The sequence below is a fragment of the Vibrio sp. OPT46 genome (assembly GCF_015163535.1).
In the GTDB taxonomy this organism is placed as follows: domain Bacteria; phylum Pseudomonadota; class Gammaproteobacteria; order Enterobacterales; family Vibrionaceae; genus Vibrio; species Vibrio alginolyticus.
Genome location: NZ_JADDYG010000842.1, coordinates 131,223 through 145,784, shown reverse-complemented (window position 1 = coordinate 145,784; position 14,562 = coordinate 131,223). Strand labels below are relative to the sequence as shown.

General features: G+C 45.9%; 14 protein-coding genes. 9 read left to right on the top strand and 5 right to left on the bottom strand.

Annotated features, from left to right (window positions below; all coding sequences use genetic code 11):
• From leuC to IQR33_RS30010, 3 genes are all read left to right on the top strand, one after another.
• Positions 1 to 1,321, top strand: a 1,321-nt coding sequence (leuC, locus tag IQR33_RS30020; RefSeq protein ID WP_228014221.1) for a 3-isopropylmalate dehydratase large subunit, incomplete at its 5' end; no start/stop codon positions are given.
• Positions 1,322 to 1,332: 11 nt separating this feature from the next.
• Entirely contained in the window at positions 1,333 to 1,935 is a 603-nt protein-coding gene (gene leuD / locus IQR33_RS30015; RefSeq protein WP_005383071.1) for a 3-isopropylmalate dehydratase small subunit, read from the top strand.
• Between the two features lie 335 nt (positions 1,936 to 2,270).
• The gene (locus IQR33_RS30010; protein ID WP_005383074.1) at positions 2,271 to 3,053 is read left to right on the top strand and encodes a DUF547 domain-containing protein; all 783 of its coding nucleotides are present in this window, start codon (positions 2,271 to 2,273) and stop codon (positions 3,051 to 3,053) included.
• A gap of 142 nt (positions 3,054 to 3,195) precedes the next feature.
• On the opposite strand, the gene djlA is transcribed toward IQR33_RS30010, so the two are convergent.
• On the bottom strand, positions 3,196 to 4,050 hold the full coding sequence (gene djlA / locus IQR33_RS30005) for a co-chaperone DjlA (protein ID WP_005383076.1): 855 nt from the start codon (positions 4,048 to 4,050) through the stop codon (positions 3,196 to 3,198).
• Positions 4,051 to 4,316: 266 nt separating this feature from the next.
• Here djlA and lptD point away from each other — a divergent pair, with 266 nt between their 5' ends.
• The 6 genes from lptD to apaH all read left to right on the top strand — a co-directional run bounded on the left by lptD (position 4,317) and on the right by apaH (position 11,077).
• Positions 4,317 to 6,662, top strand: coding sequence for an LPS assembly protein LptD (gene lptD, locus IQR33_RS30000; RefSeq protein WP_005379673.1), 2,346 nt, complete (start codon positions 4,317 to 4,319; stop codon positions 6,660 to 6,662).
• A gap of 59 nt (positions 6,663 to 6,721) precedes the next feature.
• Positions 6,722 to 8,005: a peptidylprolyl isomerase SurA gene (gene surA / locus IQR33_RS29995; RefSeq protein ID WP_005379672.1), complete on the top strand. Its 1,284-nt coding sequence runs from the start codon at positions 6,722 to 6,724 to the stop codon at positions 8,003 to 8,005.
• Entirely contained in the window at positions 7,995 to 8,993 is a 999-nt protein-coding gene (gene pdxA, locus IQR33_RS29990) for a 4-hydroxythreonine-4-phosphate dehydrogenase PdxA (RefSeq protein ID WP_054579265.1), read from the top strand. Before surA ends, pdxA begins: the two co-directional genes overlap by 11 nt.
• The gene (gene rsmA / locus IQR33_RS29985; protein ID WP_005379669.1) at positions 8,990 to 9,799 is read left to right on the top strand and encodes a 16S rRNA (adenine(1518)-N(6)/adenine(1519)-N(6))-dimethyltransferase RsmA; all 810 of its coding nucleotides are present in this window, start codon (positions 8,990 to 8,992) and stop codon (positions 9,797 to 9,799) included. The genes pdxA and rsmA overlap by 4 nt, the downstream gene beginning before the upstream one ends.
• A 75-nt stretch (positions 9,800 to 9,874) precedes the next feature.
• Entirely contained in the window at positions 9,875 to 10,255 is a 381-nt protein-coding gene (apaG, locus tag IQR33_RS29980; protein ID WP_005379668.1) for a Co2+/Mg2+ efflux protein ApaG, read from the top strand.
• A gap of 15 nt (positions 10,256 to 10,270) precedes the next feature.
• Positions 10,271 to 11,077 (top strand): bis(5'-nucleosyl)-tetraphosphatase (symmetrical) ApaH, encoded by an 807-nt coding sequence (gene apaH, locus IQR33_RS29975; RefSeq protein ID WP_054579266.1) that lies wholly within the window; start codon positions 10,271 to 10,273, stop codon positions 11,075 to 11,077.
• A 264-nt stretch (positions 11,078 to 11,341) separates the two neighbouring features.
• On the opposite strand, the gene folA is transcribed toward apaH, so the two are convergent.
• The 4 genes from folA to cgtA all read right to left on the bottom strand — a co-directional run bounded on the left by folA (position 11,342) and on the right by cgtA (position 14,475).
• Positions 11,342 to 11,821: a type 3 dihydrofolate reductase gene (gene folA, locus IQR33_RS29970; protein WP_054579267.1), complete on the bottom strand. Its 480-nt coding sequence runs from the start codon at positions 11,819 to 11,821 to the stop codon at positions 11,342 to 11,344.
• Between the two features lie 9 nt (positions 11,822 to 11,830).
• On the bottom strand, positions 11,831 to 12,304 hold the full coding sequence (locus tag IQR33_RS29965) for a threonine/serine exporter family protein (protein ID WP_005379665.1): 474 nt from the start codon (positions 12,302 to 12,304) through the stop codon (positions 11,831 to 11,833).
• Entirely contained in the window at positions 12,304 to 13,104 is an 801-nt protein-coding gene (locus IQR33_RS29960; protein ID WP_005379664.1) for a threonine/serine exporter family protein, read from the bottom strand. Before IQR33_RS29960 ends, IQR33_RS29965 begins: the two co-directional genes overlap by 1 nt.
• A gap of 195 nt (positions 13,105 to 13,299) precedes the next feature.
• Positions 13,300 to 14,475 (bottom strand): Obg family GTPase CgtA, encoded by a 1,176-nt coding sequence (cgtA, locus tag IQR33_RS29955; protein WP_005383091.1) that lies wholly within the window; start codon positions 14,473 to 14,475, stop codon positions 13,300 to 13,302.
• Positions 14,476 to 14,562 lie beyond the last annotated feature (87 nt).

The window sequence follows — 14,562 nt, the reverse complement described above, 5'->3', positions numbered from 1 at the left end:
CGACCGTCACTTGGTACACGAAGTGACGTCTCCGCAAGCATTTGACGGCTTGCGTGAAAAAGGTCGTAAAGTGCGTCAGGTCAGCAAAACTTTTGCCACCATGGACCACAACGTTTCGACAACCACCAAAGACATCAACGCATCGGGTGAGATGGCTCGTATCCAGATGGAAACGCTATCGAAAAACTGTGAAGAGTTTGGCGTTACGCTTTACGACATCAACCATAAATACCAAGGTATTGTGCATGTTATGGGCCCAGAGCTTGGTATTACCCTACCGGGCATGACCATTGTTTGTGGTGACTCGCACACGGCTACACACGGTGCATTCGGCTCTCTCGCTTTTGGTATTGGTACATCAGAAGTTGAGCACGTATTAGCAACTCAAACGCTAAAACAAGCGCGCGCCAAAACGATGAAGATCGAAGTAAAAGGCAAAGTGGCTCCGGGTATCACGGCGAAAGATATCGTGCTAGCAATCATCGGTGAAACTACAGCAGCTGGCGGTACAGGCTACGTGGTTGAATTCTGTGGTGAAGCGATCACTGACCTTTCAATGGAAGGCCGCATGACCGTATGTAACATGGCGATAGAGCTAGGTGCGAAAGCCGGTTTGATTGCGCCAGATGAAACCACGTTCGAATACATCAAAGGCCGTAAATTCTCACCTCAAGGTGCCGACTTTGATGCAGCAGTAGAATACTGGAAGACATTAAAAACTGACGATGATGCTCAGTTTGATGCAGTCGTGACACTAAACGCAGCGGATATCAGACCACAAGTCACTTGGGGTACTAACCCAGGCCAAGTGATCGCAGTAGATCAACCTATCCCAGCACCAGAAAGCTTTGCCGACCCAGTAGAAAAAGCATCGGCAGAAAAAGCATTGGCTTACATGGGCCTAGAGGCAGGCAAGTCATTGTCTGATTACAACGTCGATAAAGTCTTCGTTGGTTCTTGTACTAACTCACGTATCGAAGACATGCGCGCAGCCGCTGAAGTAGCGAAAGGTCGCAAAGTCGCGCCTCACGTTCAAGCGCTGATCGTTCCTGGCTCTGAGCAAGTAAAAGCGCAAGCAGAAGCGGAAGGCTTGGACGTTATCTTTAAAGAAGCGGGCTTTGAGTGGCGCCTACCAGGTTGCTCGATGTGTCTAGCAATGAACAATGACCGTTTGGGCCCACATGAACGTTGTGCGTCTACTTCAAACCGTAACTTTGAAGGCCGCCAAGGTCGTGATGGCCGTACCCACCTAGTGAGCCCTGCGATGGCAGCGGCAGCAGCAATTGCTGGTCACTTTGTAGATATTCGTGAACTAGACTAAGGAGCAAACCAATGTCAGGCTTTAAACAACACACAGGCTTAGTTGTTCCTCTAGATGCAGCGAACGTTGATACTGATGCCATCATTCCAAAGCAGTTCCTACAAAAGGTCTCCCGCCTAGGGTTTGGTAAGCACCTATTCCATGACTGGCGCTTCCTAGACGATGCTGGTGAACAGCCAAATCCAGAGTTCGTGATGAACGCACCTCGCTACCAAGGCGCGTCTATCTTGCTGGCTCGTGAAAACTTCGGCTGTGGCTCATCTCGTGAGCACGCACCGTGGGCACTAGCGGATTACGGCATCAAAGCGATGATCGCACCAAGCTTTGCCGATATTTTTTACGGCAACTCGATCAACAACCAAATGGTGCCAGTTCGTTTGACTGAACAAGAAGTGGATGAAATCTTCCAGTTTGTTGAGGCAAATGAAGGTGCAGAAGTCGAGGTCGACCTAGAAGCGAATGTCGTTCGTGCCAACGGCAAAGAATATGGTTTTGAAATCGATTCGTTCCGTCGTCATTGCTTGCTAAACGGTTTGGACAACATTGGCCTAACCCTTCAACACGAAGATAAGATTGCTGAGTACGAAGCGAATATTCCAAGCTTCTTGCGTTAAGACGCGTTAGTAAATACACAAATCAAGGGCTGGCAATTGTCGGCCCTTGATTTGTTTTGGGTGACTGATCTCATATCGCTTTGCTTACAGAATACCGAACGCCTCTGTTGAAATTCGTCATCCTGAACAGCGACGAAGGAGCGTGATTCAGGATCGACTACCAGAGCGCACTGTACAGATTCATACTGTCTTTACTCAAGAGTTTGTGGGTATTAGATTCCTGATATCGCTTATGCTCCTCGGAATGACAGCGAATAAAGGCCACTGATTACTGAAAGAAAACAAGCACTAAACTGGTCTACACTATCAACAATATCTCATTCAAAGGTATCTCTATGAAGCGTCTGTTATTGCTGTTGTGTGCTCTGGTTTCTTTCTCGACATTGTCCGCGCCTAAATCCGACTTATGGCCATATTGGAAACAATCGAATCAAGCCAACCAAACCCAAATTTCTCATCAAGAATGGCAACAACTGCTCGATACTTATTTAGTTGAACAAGGCGAGAATACCTTGTTTCGTTATAGCCAAGTCTCCTCTGTCGATAAAACTAAGCTGAAACAATACATCCAGCGTTTGGCAAAACTAGACCCTCTACAATACAACCAAGCAGAGCAATATGCCTATTGGGTAAACCTTTACAACGCCATCACGGTAGATCTTATTTTGGATAACTATCCAGTCGAATCAATCACCAAGCTAGGTGGTTTATTTAGCTTTGGTCCTTGGGGAGACGATGTGGTCGTGGTCAATGGGAAGGATCTAACTTTAAACGATATTGAACATCGAATTTTGCGTCCAATTTGGAATGACCCAAGAACGCATTACGCGGTTAACTGTGCCAGCCTAGGATGCCCTAATCTGCAATCTCAAGCATTCACTGCTGACAACACGCAAGCTCTACTGGATAGTGCCGCCAAAACATTTATCAACAGCAGCAAAGGCGTATCTATCCAAGGTAACACGGCACAGCTGTCTTCTATTTATGATTGGTTTGCAACGGACTTTGGTGGAGAAAAACAAATCTTCAAACACATCGCAAAGTACGCACCGCAATACAAAAACTTCTCTGGCAAAGTGAAATACGAATACGATTGGGACTTGAATCAAGCCAACTAAACTGGGGGATGTGAGGTCAATTAGCATTAGGGACATAATAGGCCAAAAGCTAAAGACACCGGCAACTCAAAGACTAAGACATGAAAAAAAAGGGCACTGAGTGCCCTTTTTTACATCCAAATGTTTGATAGAAAACGTCCGACTACTTAAAGCCTTTAACCTTCTTAATAAGATCGTAAGCGTTTTGAATCTCTTGAGATTTCTCTTTCGCGACGTTCATCATCTCTGGTGGTAAGCCTTTAGCCATCAATTTGTCCGGGTGATGCTCGTTCATCAGTTTACGATAAGCACGCTTGACGGTTTTACTGTCTGCATCTGAAGACACATCCAGAATTTTGTACGCGTCGGCCAACTGATCCGCTTGTGAAGCTTGTTGCCAGCTACCACCTGAAGATTGGCCTTGATGCTGACCATGAAAACCGCCCTGGCTTTGGAAACGAAATGCGGCTTCTTGCATTTGCAAACGACGCTCTAATTGCTCAGAAGAGAAACCCAAACCACGTGCAATCTTGTGTAGTACATTTCGTTCACTCGGGTGGATCGAGCCATCTGCAAAGGCCGCCGAGATTTGCAGCTCTAAGAAAAATTGCAACAAGTCAAAGCGACCAGCTGTCGAAATTTTCACACGAACAAGAACATCTTCTAACGGAAAGTCGCTGTCTTTACCTTCACGAAACGCGTCTTGCGCTGCGCGACGCTGTTCGCCATGCAAATTCATGCGGTCCATCATGGCTGAAGCCAGTTGGATTTCCTCTTTGGTGACTTGGCCTTTCGCTTTTGCCACATGTCCCATTACCGCAAACGCCGCTTTAAAAAACTCTTCTTGGCGCTGAGCTTGACTTGGCCCTTTTCCAAAGCCGCCAGTAGAGAACCCGGCTTGACTCAAGCGACGTGCTTTATCGAATTGATGGCCAATAAATAAGCCAAAGAGTAAACCTAGCGGTCCGCCAAGTAACAAGCCAAAAAAGGCACCCAGAATTTTGCCAAAAATATGCATTATGTGTTCTCTATCAATGAATTTTTATCGACGACGGCGGTCTTATAGTGCCGGATGCAACGATTTCCTTTATGATAATGGAATTAGTTTTATTTCGGCTAGGCCATTTCGCCTGCTTATCTTTGCAGCTATTTTGTCGTCATTATGCCACAGTGAATCAATACGCTGGGATAAATGCGACTATAGTTGATTCATTTGGCTATTACGCTAGGGTACAACAAGCCCTATAGCCATCGAGTAGTAGTGACACAGGAAAGTTCAATTCAATGCAACATTTCTCCCGCACATTTTTAGCGGCCTCTATCAGCACCGCCTTGTTTGTACCCACCACTCAAGCTGAAGCGAATATCCATGATAGTGTGCAGGAAATGCCCGCCACAGATCAATGTTTGGTCGATACAAGTGGCGAGGAGGACGCTCTTAATACCCCAGTAGTGGTAGAAGCTGACACCCTGCAAGCCATCAATGGTGACAAAGCTCAGTACTCAGGTAATGTACAAGTCACCCAAGGCCAGAAGAAAATTACCGCAGATAGCGTAACGCTGCACCAACAAGACAACGTCGTGGTTGCCGAAGGCAACGTGACTTTCAATGACGGCCAAGTCAAAGCTCGATCTGATCGTGTTACTAACGACATTAATCAAGATACGTTTTCACTTGAGAACACCGATTATCAGTTCCTTTGCCAACAAGGCCGAGGCACTGCAGCCTATATCGCTCGCACAGGTCAGTCGGTTTATGAACTCGAAGACGGCTCTATCACATCGTGCCCTCAAGGCGATAATTCATGGCGATTGGTTGCGTCAGGCATCGATGTTGACCAAGATGAAGAGACAGCGACGCTGCACCATCCTCGATTTGAAGTGTTAGATGTGCCTGTTTTCTATGTGCCGTATCTAACCATGCCAATTGGAGATACGCGTAAAACGGGTTTCCTCTTTCCTTCTTTATCGTATGGTTCTAGTGATGGTATGGAAGTCGAGGTGCCATTCTATTGGAACATCGCGCCTCAATATGACATGACACTCACCACGCTCTATATGCAGCAACGTGGTACAAAACTCGATACTGATTTCCGCTACCTAACAGATGGTTGGGGAAATGGGGAAATCAAAGGCGAATACCTCAATAGTGATCGCAAATATCAGGACGAGTCTCGTTGGGGCTACCAAGTTAAACACGACGGTATCATCAATAAACAGTGGATAGTCAAAGTCGATTACTCAAAAGTGAGTGATATTGATTACTTCCTCGATCTCGACTCCGACATTGGTAACCGTGAAGATGGTCAACTGGTTCAAGAAGGACAAGTACAATATCGTTCTGACTTCTGGGATGCCTCGTTAACCGTTCGTGACTTCCAAATCTTATTGAAAGAAGAGAACCGCCCTTATCGCCTGCTTCCTCAGTTAGACTTGAACTACTACACGCCGTTGTGGGGAGACTACCTTAACTTTGACGTGAAGAGCCAAGTGAGCCGCTTCGATACCAGCGATGCTGCGCGACCAAATGCGACCCGTGTTCACATTGAACCAGGGCTTACATTACCACTCTCAAACTCATGGGCAACGTGGACAACAGAAGCGCGTGTGCTCTCTACGTATTACTCTCAAGACTTAACGGGTTTGACTGATGTAAACTTGCAAAACCAGTTGGATGATGAAGTTTCTCGTGTTATTCCTGAGTTCCGTACGCATGCGCAACTTTACTTAGAGCGAGATACAAGCTGGATCAAGGGCTACACCCAAACACTGGAGCCTCAGCTGCAGTACTTGTACGTACCTGAAGAAGATCAAACCAACATCTACAACTACGATACCACCTTGCTACAAACCGACTACTACGGGCTATTCCGCAGTCGTAAGTACAGTGGCATTGATAAAATCGCCTCGGCGAACCAGTTAAGCTACGGTGCGAGTACTCGCTTCTTTGATGATGACTATAAAGAGCGTCTTAACGTTTCATTTGGTCAGATTTACTACTTCGATAAAAAGACCAAACTGAGCAACAGCCCAAATCTTCCGGATGAGACAACCAATTACTCATCATGGGCGATTGAAGCTGATTTCAACTACAACGATTACTTGTTCTATCACGGTGGAATTCAATACGATATTGATTTGAGCTCCATGCAGTTGGCAAACAGTACCTTGGAATACCAATTCAACGGCGGCTTTATTCAGGGTAACTATCGCTACGTTACGCGTGAATACATCGAAGATACGATCATTCTCGAAAACCTAGACACAATTACTCGTAAAGGTATTTCTCAAGCAGGTATTGTAGCGGCCTACGAGTTCAACCCGAACTGGTCTGCGAGTGGTCAATACTACTACGACCTCAATGAAAATGCGGACCTAGAATGGTTAGCGAGCCTACGTTACCAATCTGACTGTTGGTACATTGGCGTCACTTACTCAAACCAATTGCTTGGTTGGGAAGACCAAGCTATCGGCAGCACCGGGGCATCACCTGAATACGAAAATAACTTCAGCGTTAACTTCGGTATTCAAGGCTTTGCGACCAACCAGCGTGAAGACACTGCTGTCAAAGAACTGGATGGTTCTGACAACGCGATTAAGTACGGCCGCCCATTCTATCTGAACAATTAATCAAAATAGGCGTCTTAAATGAATAAGACGCCTATTCAAAAATACTGACGGAATTTTAAATGAAAATTTGGAAATCAATCTTATTCACGACCCTACTCTCTTGCGGAGCGGTTGCAGCACCAGTAGAGATCGATAAGGTTGCGGTCATCGTGAACGACGGTGTAGTTCTACAAAGCGACATCGAAACAGCGATGAAAACGCTGCAAGCCAACGCTCGTCAAAGTGGAAAGAGCTTACCTTCTACCAGCGTATTAAAAGAACAAGTTGTTGAAAAACTTATCATTGACACATTGCAAGGCCAAGAAGCTGACCGTATTGGTGTGCGTATTGACGACAACCGTTTAAACCAAGCGATTGCAGAGATCGCACGTAATAATGAGCAATCGGTAGAACAACTCGCTGCTTCTGTAGAAAGTGAAGGTTTAAGTTACCCAGAATTCCGCGAACAAATTCGTAAGGAAATCGCCGCATCAGAAGCTCGCAATGCACTGGTTCGTCGCCGTATTAATATCCTTCCAGCAGAGGTCGATAGCCTTGCTGAGCAACTATCACAAGAAACCAATGCGACTGTTCAATACAAAATTGGACACATTCAACTGCGCTTCTCTGACGATAAAGAAAAATCTGCTGTAGAAGCAGAAGCTAAAGCGCTCGCGAAAAAGCTAAACGAAGGTGCAGACTTTACGGAGATGGCCTACACCTACTCAAAAGGTCCTAAAGCTTTACAAGGTGGTGACTGGGGCTGGATGCGTAAAGAAGAGATGCCGACCATCTTTGCTGATCAGATCAAGATGCAAAACAAAGGCAGCATTATTGGTCCTTTCCGTAGTGGCGTTGGTTTCCACATCCTAAAAATAGAGGATGTAAAAGGCCTAGAAACGGTTGCGGTAACGGAAGTAAATGCGCGTCATATTTTGATTAAACCAACCGTGATTCTGAGCGACGAAGGGGCGAAGAAGCAACTGAATGAATTTGTACGCCGCATCAAAGCCGGTGAAGCAACGTTCGCTCAATTGGCAACACAATACAGTCAAGATCCTGGCTCGGCAGCACAAGACGGTGAACTAGGTTATCAAACACCAGATCTTTACGTGCCAGAATTCAAGCACCAAGTAGAAACTCTGCCAGTTGGCTCAATCAGCGAACCGTTCAAAACCGTTCACGGCTGGCATATCGTTGAAGTGTTGGATCGTCGCCAAGTTGACCGCACTGACTCAGCGATGAAGAACAAAGCTTACCGTATTCTATTTAACCGTAAATTTAATGAAGAAGCGGGCGCATGGATGCAAGAGCTACGCGCAAGTGCGTTTGTTGAAATCGTGGATGACAACAATGACAACTAATACAATTCGTAGAATTGTCGTAACCGCAGGGGAACCTGCGGGTATCGGCCCAGACTTAGTGCTTGCCCTATCGAAAGAAGATTGGGCGCACCAAATTGTCGTCTGTACCGATAAGAATATGCTGACGGAGCGAGCCAAGCAGCTTGGCATCGAAGTCCAACTGTCTGATTACAATCCAGAAGAAGCACCTAAAGCACAAAAAGCGGGCACGCTTATCGTTGACCATATCCAAATATCGGAACCTGCGGTCGCAGGCGAGCTCAATGAAGCGAATGGCCACTATGTACTAAAAACGCTAGAAAGAGCGGCTTTAGGCTGTATGAATGATGAATTTGATGCTATTGTCACCGGCCCTGTTCATAAGGGGGTGATTAATCGCGCAGGTGTTGCATTCAGTGGTCATACTGAATTTTTCGCCGAGAAGTCACAAACGCCGCTAGTCGTAATGATGCTAGCAACGGAAGGACTACGCGTGGCGCTGGTTACAACACATATTCCTTTAGCTTATGTGTCCAAAGCTGTCACCGAAGAGCGATTAGAAAAAATCATCGATATTCTTCATAAAGACCTTGTAGAAAAGTTTGCTATCGCACAACCAAACATCTACGTTTGCGGGCTTAACCCTCATGCTGGCGAAGATGGCTGCTTAGGTCGTGAAGAGATCGAGACCATCACTCCGACACTGGAAAAAATTCGACAAGAAAAAGGTATCAACCTGATCGGCCCTCTTCCGGCTGATACCATTTTCAATGAAAAATATTTAAATGATGCTGATGCTGTTTTAGGCATGTACCATGATCAAGTATTGCCAGTATTAAAATACAAAGGCTTTGGTCGTTCAGTAAATATTACTCTTGGTCTACCTTTTATTAGAACATCGGTGGACCACGGTACTGCATTAGATCTGGCAGGGACAGGTCAAGCGGATACAGGGAGTTTCCGAACAGCGCTCACGCATGCGATAGATTTGGTAGAGAAGAAACAATGAGAAATGATGTCCATTTAGGACACAAAGCGCGTAAACGTTTTGGTCAAAACTTCCTGAACGATCCATACATTATTGATGGAATCGTATCAGCGATTAACCCAAAACCAGGTCAAAACCTGGTTGAAATCGGTCCTGGTCTTGGTGCAATCACTGAGCCAGTAGGTCGTGAAGTGGATAAGTTCACAGTTATCGAATTAGACCGCGATCTGGCGGAACGCCTACGTACTCACCCTGAACTGGCAGATAAGTTGACCATCCATGAGGGTGACGCTATGCGTTTTGACTTCACTCAACTAGTGAAGCCAAACAACAAGCTGCGCATTTTTGGTAACTTACCATACAACATCTCTACACCATTGATGTTCCACCTTTTTGAGTTCCATAAAGACATTCAAGACATGCACTTTATGCTGCAAAAAGAAGTGGTAAACCGCTTAGCCGCCGGCCCTGGCAGCAAAGCTTACGGCCGTTTAACGGTAATGGCTCAGTACTACTGTAAAGTGGTACCGGTACTGGAAGTACCGCCAACGGCATTCGTTCCACCACCGAAAGTGGATTCTGCCGTTGTTCGTTTAGTGCCTTACGAAGAGCTGCCATGCCCGGCGAAAGATCTGCGTTTGCTCGATCGCGTTTGTCGTGAAGGCTTTAACCAACGTCGTAAAACAGTTCGTAACTGCTACAAATCGTTGTTAAGCACAGAAGTACTAGAAGAGCTAGGTGTTAATCCAAGCATGCGTCCAGAGAACCTGACGCTAGAACAATTCGTCGCAATGGCGAACTGGCTTGCGGATAACCCGCAGCACTAAGAACTCAAACAATGAGCCAAACCCTTGTAGGTTTGGCTTATTATTATTGGGATATTACGTTTCTGAGGAGTGCACATGGACGTCATTCAACCTTGCATCAAAATTCAAGTTCACACCAAATACATCGAAGAACAGTCCAACCCAGAGCTACAACGCTACGTTTTCGCTTATATCATCACCATCAAAAACCTTAGCCAGCAAACCGTACAGTTAGTGAGCCGCCGCTGGCTAATCACAGACTCGAATGGCAAGCAAATGACGGTTGAAGGTGACGGAGTGGTAGGCCAGCAGCCCTTTATTCCAAGCAATGATGAATACACGTACAGTAGCGGAACAGCGTTAGAAACCCCTGTCGGCGTTATGCAAGGACACTACAAAATGCTGGATGAAAAAGGGCAAGAGTTCATCACCGAAATTGAACCATTTCGCTTGGCTGTTCCAAATGTTTTAAATTAGTAAATTGGAGATTCAGTGGCTACCTATATTGTTGGTGACATCCAAGGCTGTTTTGATGAATTGCAGCGACTACTAGAAAAAGTATCTTTCTCTGCGAAAAAAGACCAACTTTGGCTTGCTGGTGATTTGGTCGCCAGAGGGCCTAAATCACTAGAAACGTTACGCTTTGTGAAGTCACTTGGCGCAAGCGCAATCGTCGTGCTTGGTAATCACGACCTTCACCTTCTTGCAGTGGCTCACGGGATAAAAAAGGTCAAAGACAAAGATAGAACCGCACCTATTTTCACGGCCCCTGACAAAGAGGAACTACTGACATGGCTAGCTCAGCAACCTCTAATGGCCGAGCATGACGAGTTCGTGATGTGTCACGCTGGCATATCACCGCAGTGGAATCTAAAAACAGCGAGAAAGTGTGCCCGTGAAGTTGAGCGCATCATCCAAAGTGAAGAGCTGCCTTGGCTATTAAAAAACATGTACAGCAATCAACCTGATTCCTGGGATGACTCTCTACAGGGTTTGGACCGATACCGTTATATTATCAATGCTTTTACGCGGATGCGCTTTTGTTTCCCTGATGGTCGTTTGGATATGGATTGTAAATTGCCACCGCAACAAGTTTCCGGTAACGAACTTATTCCATGGTTTGAGGTGCCTAAACGTATCCACTTAAACAAAGCGGTGCTCTTTGGGCACTGGGCTGCACTGCAAGGTTATATGAACAACGAAGTCATCGGGCTAGATACTGGCTGCGTTTGGGGCGGAAGACTGACCATGATCCGTTGGGAAGATAAGAAAATTTTTACTCAGGATGCGTTAAGTTAAACACTGAATAACAGTCGATAATCCATAGTAGGAGGAATACCTGTCACTTAACACCTCCTGTAGGGTCAACGAGCCTTAACGAGACTAGGAATCTAATATCCTCGCGCGGCGAATAGATAGAAATACCTTTGACAACAAAGTACTCGTATAGAGGCTCCTGAATCTCGCTCTTTCGTCGCTTTTCAGGATGACGGTAGGTTGGGATGGCCGCTCGCTGTTATACGAACGGCATTACCGTATTAACTACGCGGTGTTAATCTCGAATTACTTTTCTAACACAGTAAAGCGCATGTTGTAGGCGTTCTTCTCATCGGCTTGATACATTTCTGAGTAAGTTTCCTTAAATTGATCTCCCCAATCTGGGAACTGAGTATCACCATCAATGGCCGCTTCAATGTGTGTTACATACAGTTTATTGGCCATAGGCAGACAAGTGGTGTAAATCGCACCACCACCAATGATCATCACTTCTTCCACATCACCTGCGACTTCCAGAGCTTGCTCAATCGATGTTACGGTAGTGACACCTTCGATCTTTAGTGTCTCATCACGGCTAATAACAATATTCAAGCGACCTGGTAAAGGGCGACCAATAGACTCATAGGTTTTGCGTCCCATCACAACCGGTTTTCCCATGGTACAACGCTTAAACCAAGCGAAATCGGCGGGAAGATGCCAAGGCATTTGATTGTCTTTGCCAATGATGCGATTGTCGGCCATCGCGGCAATCATACTAATGATCATGTTAGGTCCTTATACAATTGGTCTGCGGCGATAGAATAACAGCCCTGGAACCGCAAGACCAACAGCTAAACCTGCAATAATAAACATGGCCTTAAGAAAGTTTTCCATACAGGTTGCGACAAGCTCGGGTGAGTAGCCAACATGATTGATTTCTACCATAGCGATCATTGCTTTGTACGCAAACACACCCGGCACCATCGGGATCAAAGCAGCCACAGTAAACACTTTTGGATGCGCGAGAAAACGGTGAGACCAGTACACACCGATCATCCCAACTAACGTCGCAGCAAAAAAGGTTGCCCACTCAATAGGAATGCCAAACTGCATCATCAAGTAGCGGCTACCATGACCAATCGCGCCACCAACAGCGCAATACACTAAGGCTCTTTGTGGCACGTTAAAAACCAATGCAAATCCTACGGCGGGAATCGCCGCAAAAAACATGTCATTCAAAAGGCCAAACATCAAATCAAATAAACTCATTAGATAGCCCACCCCCAAATTCCAGTTACACTCATCGCAGCAACGATCCCCAAACATGTCGCCAACGTTAGTAAACTAGCCATCACAAATCGAGCAATGCCCATATTAATGTGGCCTTTCAACATATCTGCGACAGAGTTAATGAGTGGGAAACCAGGTACAAGCATTAATACCGACGATGCCATTGCTACGGTAGGTAGATTACCGATTTGGTAAATTTCCGCCTGTGCTGAAATTAAGGTAGTCACAAAAGCGGTCGCAGCAAAGTTCAATAGAGGGTTGAAATGACGATGACCAATTTCTTGGCGAACGATCATGCCACCAGCTGAAGCTAAAAAGGTCATGATGAATACTCCCCAATCACCACCAGCTAGATGACTGAATGCCGCACAAGACAAGCCAATCATAAACACCACCAACCAGCGGTTATAACGCTCTGGACTGATAGCGTTCAGCTTTTTCTGCGCCATGGTTGAATCGAGCAAACCACGTTCCATCATGATACAGATTCGTTGAATTTGCGTAATAACGCGCATATTGATGCCACGATCAGCACAGCTTCGGGTGGTGGTGATGCAGTGTCCATCCATTACCGTCGTCACAACCAATGCATTAGCTGATAGTGCTACCGCAACTTCATTCACCCCACAAGCAAGGCCAATACGACGCATAATATCGCTCACAAGAGTACTTTCAGCACCATGAGCAAGTAGCATTTGTCCGGCTTGGGCGACAAGACGAGAAATCGATCGTTGAGTAGATACCGCCAACTCTCTAGGCGGTATGGTTTCTAGAGTCATAAATAAGTCTAATTCCTTTTAGGGTGTTACTCATTCATACGCGCGAGGGCCAAACTAACCCTCAAAAAACACGACGTATCGGTTATTGTGCCGTAAATCACATCACCTAAATATGATTTAGATACAAAAAAAGCCGCAATAAATAATTGCGGCTTAATGAATTATAGGCAAACAGGCATTGTTTGACCGTTCTGATTAGTCACGAACGTAGACAACGTGACCGTCATCTTCTTCATCGTCCCAGTCATCCCAATCGTCGTCGTCATCTTCAGTGATAACGTCTTTACCCGCCATCGCATCTTTATGGTAATCATCCCACATGAAGTTAACTTTATCTTCTTCAGCCACTTCTTCCTCTTCGCGAGGTAGGTTATCCATAAAGTCAGCCAGTTTGTAACAAAGCTCTTTAGTACCGTTACGATTGATCGCCGAGATCTTAAAGTACTCGTCTTCCCAACCTAGTGCGTCTAAGATTTCTTGGATCTTCTCATTCGCTTCTTCTTCAGGCATTAGATCAACTTTGTTGAACACTAACCAGCGCGGCTTACTTGCCAGTTTTTCGCTGTATTGTTCTAGTTCATCAATGATCGTCAATGCATTTTGCACCGGATCGGACTGATCAATTGGCATAATATCGATCATGTGCAGCAACACTCGACAACGCTCTAAGTGCTTCAAGAATCGAATACCAAGGCCAGCGCCATCTGCTGCACCCTCGATCAAACCAGGGATGTCTGCAACAACAAAACTTTTCTCTGGTACGACACTTACGACACCCAAGCTTGGGATCAAAGTCGTGAATGGGTAATCAGCGACTTTCGGTTTTGCTGCTGATACTGCGCGGATAAAGGTTGATTTACCAGCATTAGGTAGACCAAGCATACCCACATCAGCAAGAAGCAATAGCTCAAGGCGAATTTCGCGTACTTCACCTTTTGTACCCAATGTTCTCTGACGAGGCGCGCGGTTTACTGAAGATTTGAAACGCGTGTTACCTAGACCGTGCCAACCGCCTTTTGCGATCATCACTTTCTTACCGTGTTCAGCAACTTCCGCCACGATTTCATTTGTGTGGATATCCACAGCGCGCGTACCCACAGGTACACGAAGAACGATGTCTTTACCACGCTTACCTGTACAGTTACCACCGCGACCGTTTTCACCACGCTCAGCTTCGTAGAAGCGCTGGAAACGGTAATCAATCAGGGTATTTAGGTTTTCATCGGCTTGGATATAAACATCACCACCGTCACCGCCATCACCGCCATCAGGGCCACCTTTAGTGATGAATTTTTCACGCCAGAAACTGACAACGCCACTACCGCCATCACCAGCCTGAACTTTTACTACCGCTTCATCTACGAACTTCATCTTTTACTCCGACTACTTCGTGCGTGGATTAAATCTTACTATGTCATCCGACAATTTTAGCAGATGACAGATCTAAGCTCCCAGATT

What these genes read in the sequence shown, in the direction of transcription:
- lptD (WP_005379673.1), top strand. Translation starts at nt 4,317, where the DNA reads ATGCAACATTTCTCCCGCACATTTTTAGCGGCCTCTATCAGCACCGCC.
- pdxA (WP_054579265.1), top strand. Translation starts at nt 7,995, where the DNA reads ATGACAACTAATACAATTCGTAGAATTGTCGTAACCGCAGGGGAACCT.
- IQR33_RS29960 (WP_005379664.1), bottom strand. Translation starts at nt 13,104, where the DNA reads ATGACTCTAGAAACCATACCGCCTAGAGAGTTGGCGGTATCTACTCAA.
- folA (WP_054579267.1), bottom strand. Translation starts at nt 11,821, where the DNA reads ATGATCATTAGTATGATTGCCGCGATGGCCGACAATCGCATCATTGGC.
- apaG (WP_005379668.1), top strand. Translation starts at nt 9,875, where the DNA reads ATGGACGTCATTCAACCTTGCATCAAAATTCAAGTTCACACCAAATAC.
- cgtA (WP_005383091.1), bottom strand. Translation starts at nt 14,475, where the DNA reads ATGAAGTTCGTAGATGAAGCGGTAGTAAAAGTTCAGGCTGGTGATGGC.
- djlA (WP_005383076.1), bottom strand. Translation starts at nt 4,050, where the DNA reads ATGCATATTTTTGGCAAAATTCTGGGTGCCTTTTTTGGCTTGTTACTT.
- rsmA (WP_005379669.1), top strand. Translation starts at nt 8,990, where the DNA reads ATGAGAAATGATGTCCATTTAGGACACAAAGCGCGTAAACGTTTTGGT.
- IQR33_RS30010 (WP_005383074.1), top strand. Translation starts at nt 2,271, where the DNA reads ATGAAGCGTCTGTTATTGCTGTTGTGTGCTCTGGTTTCTTTCTCGACA.
- surA (WP_005379672.1), top strand. Translation starts at nt 6,722, where the DNA reads ATGAAAATTTGGAAATCAATCTTATTCACGACCCTACTCTCTTGCGGA.
- leuD (WP_005383071.1), top strand. Translation starts at nt 1,333, where the DNA reads ATGTCAGGCTTTAAACAACACACAGGCTTAGTTGTTCCTCTAGATGCA.
- IQR33_RS29965 (WP_005379665.1), bottom strand. Translation starts at nt 12,304, where the DNA reads ATGAGTTTATTTGATTTGATGTTTGGCCTTTTGAATGACATGTTTTTT.